The organism is uncultured Mailhella sp. (assembly GCF_905187505.1).
Classification (GTDB): Bacteria; Desulfobacterota; Desulfovibrionia; order Desulfovibrionales; family Desulfovibrionaceae; genus Mailhella.
Genome location: NZ_CAJJIC010000157.1, coordinates 1 through 4,777, shown reverse-complemented (window position 1 = coordinate 4,777; position 4,777 = coordinate 1). Strand labels below are relative to the sequence as shown.

Below are 4,777 nucleotides of genomic sequence, written 5' to 3'. Positions count from 1 at the left end.
ACGTTCCCGCCGCGCGGCGAAGCCGCAAGGCGAAACAGGGGGGCGCGGGGGGAATCATTCCCCCCGCTGCCTTTCCTGCCTTTCCTGCCTTTCCGGGGGCAGGGGCGGCGCCCCGGCTGCTCCTTTCTTTTCCGCACTGCGTCCGCATGACGCCGGAAAAATGTGATCATGGACACATACGTTATTCAACTTTCCTTCATCTTGTCCATGATGAACAAAAAAACTCCGCATATTCTTCATTCAAGAGCTCAATTGCGTCTTTATTGTCATCCGTCATGCGCCGATTTTTTTGCATGATTCATTTTTGAATCAATCATTACACAATGCTGCAACGGCCAATCGTTCTTTTTCTTGCCCAAAAGAGTCGACTGCGGTATAGTTCCGCTCCCTGCCTTCCGTCCCGTGGCCGACCTTCAGGGCGCTTTCCCCGGCACCGGAGCACGGAACGGCGCCACCTTCAACCCCTTCACGCCATGCACGACATCACAGGATCCGCGCCGGACGGCGCGTCGAAAAACGAGCGGAAGCCGGTCTTTCTCCATGACCTTCTCGGCATGGAGCTCATCTTCTCGGAGCCGGGCACGGTCCGGGCCCGGCTCAGGGTCGAAGAAAAGGTCTGTCAGATCTTCGGCTTTCTGAGCGGTGGGGCCTCTCTGGCGCTTGCGGAAACGCTGGCCGGATTCGGCTCGCTTGCGCTTTGCGGCGAGCATGAATCACCGCTCGGCATTCAGGTGAGCGCGAACCATGTTCGCGCCGTGCCCATGGGCGGCGAAGTCACGGCCACGGCAAGCATTCTGCATCAGAGCCGCGGCATTCACGTGTGGAACGTCGACATCGTCGACGACGAAGGACGGCTTGTTTCCACCTGCCGCGTCACCAACCGCATCACGCAAAGGAAAAGCCCATGAGCAACCGACAGTGGACCCGCATACGGGAATATGAAGACATTCTCTTCGACTTTCACCACGGCATTGCCAGAATCACCATCAACCGGCCTCACCGCCGCAACGCCTTCACGCCCACCACGGTTTCCGAAATGGGCGACGCTCTGCGCATCTGCCGCGAATCGGCCGACATCCGCGTGGTGGCGCTGACCGGAGCCGGAGACAAGGCCTTCTGCAGCGGCGGCGACATGAACGTCAAGGGCCGCGGCGGCTACGTGGGACAGGACGGCGTGCCGCGCCTCAACGTGCTCGACGTGCAAAAGCAGATACGCTCGCTGCCCAAGCCCGTGATCGCCATGGTCAACGGCTTTGCCATAGGCGGCGGGCACGTGCTGCACGTGGTGTGCGACCTTACCATCGCGTCGTCAAGCGCCCGCTTCGGCCAGACCGGCCCGAGGGTGGGGAGCTTTGACGCGGGCTTCGGGGCGTCCTATCTGGCCCGGGTGGTGGGACAGAAGAAGGCCCGCGAAATATGGTTTCTCTGCCGCCAGTACAGCGCGGAGGAAGCGCTGGCCATGGGGCTCGTGAACAAGGTGGTCGAACCTGAACGCCTGGAAGACGAAATGGTGGAATGGGCGGAAACCATGATGCAGCACACAGCCCGCTTGCGCTGCGCATGATCAAGGCGGGACTCAACGCGGAACTCGACGGACAGGCGGGCATACAGGAGCTTGCGGGCGACGCCACGCTGCTCTACTACCTCACCGATGAAGCGCAGGAAGGCGGCCGCGCCTTTCTGGAAAAGCGCCGTCCCGACTTTTCTAAGACGCCGACCTTTCCGTAGGAGGCCGCCCCATGAATCACGACACGCTTCTTTTTGAAGGCCGCGCCTTCGGGCCCGGCGACCTCGACATGCTGCGCGCCTCGTCCCGTCGCTTCGTTCGCGAAGAGCTTGCGGACTTTCTTGAGGAATGGCACGCGGAATCTCCCACCGTTGCCGTGCAGAGCTCCGGTTCCACGGGAACGCCCAAGGTCATGCGCGTGGAAAAGACCCGCATGAGGGCGAGCGCCCGCATGACCTGTTCCTTTCTCGGACTCAGGGCGAACGATCGCGCCCTTCTGTGCATGCCTCTGCGCTACATAGGCGCAAAAATGATGGTGGTGCGGGCGATTGAACAGGGACTCGACCTTCATTGCGTCGAGCCTTCCGGCCATCCACTGAAAGGGCTCGAGCATGCGCCGGACTTTCTGGCCGTGACGCCCGCGCAGATGTTTTCCTCGCTGGAAGACCCGTGCGAAGCCGAACTTCTGCGCGAAACGCGACACATCATCATCGGCGGCGGGGCCGTGGACGCGGCGCTTGGCCGCAGGCTCCGGGACTTTCCCCACGCAGTGTGGTCCACCTACGGCATGACCGAAACGCTTTCGCACATCGATCTGCGGCGGCTGAACGGACCGGAAGCCTCGGAGTGGTACGCCCCCTTCGAGGGAGTGTCCCTGCGCCTCACCGCCGACGGCGCGCTTTGCATATCCGCCCCCGCGGTATGCAGCACGGAACTCGTCACCAACGATCTTGCCGTGCTGGACGCGTCGGGGCGCTTCCGCATTCTCGGCCGGAAGGACAACGTGATCAACAGCGGCGGCATGAAAATCCAGATCGAGGAGATGGAAGAGCTGCTTCGGCCCGTGATGCCCTGCCCCTTCCAGATCACCGCCGTGCCCGACGAAAAGTTCGGGGAAGCCGTGGTCATGCTGACGGAAGGACAGGAAGAGGAGGACTGGACGCCCTTCTTCGCCCGTCTGCCGCGCCATGCCCGGCCGAAACAGACGTTTCACGTGCCCGCCCTTCCGCGCACGGGCACGGACAAGCCCGACCGGGCCGAGGCCCGACGCCTGGCACGCGCCATGAAGGAGCAGCGTCATGACTGAACTCCACAACTCAGGCCGTCCGCTTCCTCTGCGCGCCTACGTCGCGCTGGCGCTGACCGTCGTGTTCTTCTCCGGCGCGCTTACCGGCGCTCCGGGCGTGCTCGGCTGCCTGGACTTCACCACGGCAAGCGGCGCGTTCGGACACATCGCCGGGGACTTCACCTTTCTCGGCAAGGGCGGCGGCGGGGCGCGCTACGGCTTTCTTTTCGCCCTGTCGCTCGTTCCGGGCATCATGCTGGCCCTCGGCGTGGTGGAAATGGCCGAACGAATGCAGGCGCTGCACGCCGCGCAAAAGCTGCTCACCCCGCTCATGAAGCCCCTGCTCGGTCTGCCGGGTGCGGCCGGACTCGCCCTCATTTCCAGCCTCCAGAGCTCGGACGCGGGCGCAGCCATGACCAAAGACCTGCACGACAAGGGACTCATCACGGAAAAGGAAAAAACCGTGTTCGCGGCCTTCCAGTTTTCCTCGGCCTCGTCCGTCACGGTGTACCTCAGCATGGGCGTCGCCCTTTTCCCGTTCCTTGCCGTGCCGCACCTTCTGCCCCTCGGCGTGATCCTCTTCTACAAGGTCGCGGGCACCAACCTCATGAGACTGTATCTGCGACTCGCGGAACGAAACAGGGAGGCAGACTGATGGACAATCTCTATTCCGCCTTCGTCGAAGGCACGGTCAAGGGCTGGAAGGTCGCCACGCAGAACATGCTGCCCAACGTGGTCATCGCCTTCACGCTCATCGCCATGCTTCAGACCAGCGGACTGCTCGACGGCCTCGGCCGGGCGTGCGCGCCGGTCATGGAGCTCTTCGGCCTGCCCGGAGAGGCCGTCACCGTGCTCATATCCACATGGTTCTCGGCAGGCGGCGGCGTGGGCGCAGCGGCAGGACTCTACAGCCACGGCATTCTGAACGCCACGCACATAAGCATTCTCATGCCCGCCATCTTCCTCATGGGCGCGCAGATACAGTACGCAGGTCGCATCCTCGGCGTGGCGGGCGTACACTCACGTCATTATCCCGTGCTCTACGGCATAGGCATGCTCAACGCCGCCCTCGCCATGCTCACCATGCGGCTCTTCGTGTAACCCCTCTCCCCTTAAAACCAAAAACAGGCCCGGTCGAAAAATCGGCCGGGCCTTCCTGCATGCTGAAAACCGTCTTACTTCTTCCGCTCAAGCAGATCCTCGGGAGCCTGCTTTTCCAGCTCGGTGAGGACGTCTTCCAGCTCGTTGCTCAGGGTGTTGGCCTTTCGCGGCTCCCAGTCGGCAAGGGCGGAACGCATCGCGTTCAATTTCTCTTCCACCTTCTTCGCGCCGGGCATGAGGAGCTTTCGCGTCTCCTCGGGAATGTCGGCAAAACGCAGGGAATCGGGCAGATACTCGGCCAGCTCCGTCACGCCGCGCTTCATGCCGGAAGGCCCCCAGCGGTCGAGCTCCGACCACACCAGAGCCGACAGCTTCGGCCACGCAGCCGTCACTTCATCCTCGTTGTACGTCCATGACCCCACGCGAATCTGCAATATCTTTCCCATAATTTCCCTCTAAAAATTTAAAATTTCCATATATCTTCTACTAATAAACAATCTATTGTCCTAATTGTTTTCTTTAGCAATTCATCATTTTTCATTACCGGTCTAATATCACAATAATATACACCATCTAATGGATTTAATTTTACAGTATAACCTTTAAAATGACCAGTAAGAAATGTTGTATTTATTCCAAAATTTGGTTCTTTACCTTTTCTTTGAACGTCATTAAGAAATACAGCAAAATGAGGAACATTTTTACATGTAAGTTTATTATATAAAAATTTATCAATAAATATTTTATCAATTCTATCTTTACTAGATGTTTTTACAGAGCCTATAGCTTTAATTTCCCCGTTATTTTCTATAATTAAATCATGTTGATATGACATAGAAAATAACTTTTTATTATTATACACGACCGGAACATTTACAGTTCCT

The 4,777-nt window shown here is 59.2% G+C and carries 7 protein-coding genes and 1 pseudogene; 6 read left to right on the top strand and 2 right to left on the bottom strand.

Annotated features, from left to right (window positions below; translation table 11 throughout):
- The 6 genes and pseudogenes from QZZ60_RS10605 to QZZ60_RS10580 all read left to right on the top strand — a co-directional run.
- The coding region (locus tag QZZ60_RS10605; protein WP_295641240.1) for a hypothetical protein at window positions 1-308 on the top strand (308 nt) is incomplete at its 5' end.
- A gap of 15 nt (window positions 309-323) precedes the next feature.
- Window positions 324-908, top strand: a complete 585-nt coding sequence (locus tag QZZ60_RS10600) for a PaaI family thioesterase (protein WP_367119418.1) — start codon at window positions 324-326, stop codon at window positions 906-908.
- Window positions 905-1,728 (top strand): annotated as a pseudogene (gene menB, locus QZZ60_RS10595) (1,4-dihydroxy-2-naphthoyl-CoA synthase). Before QZZ60_RS10600 ends, menB begins: the two are co-directional and overlap by 4 nt.
- Before the next feature lie 11 nt (window positions 1,729-1,739).
- The gene (locus tag QZZ60_RS10590) at window positions 1,740-2,813 is read left to right on the top strand and encodes an AMP-binding protein (RefSeq protein WP_295641238.1); all 1,074 of its coding nucleotides are present in this window, start codon (window positions 1,740-1,742) and stop codon (window positions 2,811-2,813) included.
- Window positions 2,806-3,447, top strand: coding sequence for a nucleoside recognition domain-containing protein (locus QZZ60_RS10585; RefSeq protein WP_295641237.1), 642 nt, complete (start codon window positions 2,806-2,808; stop codon window positions 3,445-3,447). Before QZZ60_RS10590 ends, QZZ60_RS10585 begins: the two co-directional genes overlap by 8 nt.
- Complete coding sequence (locus QZZ60_RS10580) at window positions 3,447-3,893, top strand: YjiG family protein (RefSeq protein WP_295641236.1); 447 nt, start codon at window positions 3,447-3,449, stop codon at window positions 3,891-3,893. The genes QZZ60_RS10585 and QZZ60_RS10580 overlap by 1 nt, the downstream gene beginning before the upstream one ends.
- 74 nt (window positions 3,894-3,967) lie before the next feature.
- On the opposite strand, the gene QZZ60_RS10575 is transcribed toward QZZ60_RS10580, so the two are convergent.
- Both QZZ60_RS10575 and QZZ60_RS10570 read right to left on the bottom strand, forming a co-directional pair.
- Complete coding sequence (locus tag QZZ60_RS10575) at window positions 3,968-4,339, bottom strand: formin-like protein 18 (RefSeq protein ID WP_295641235.1); 372 nt, start codon at window positions 4,337-4,339, stop codon at window positions 3,968-3,970.
- A gap of 17 nt (window positions 4,340-4,356) precedes the next feature.
- A partial coding sequence (locus QZZ60_RS10570; protein WP_295641233.1) for a hypothetical protein occupies window positions 4,357-4,777 on the bottom strand: 421 nt, incomplete at its 5' end.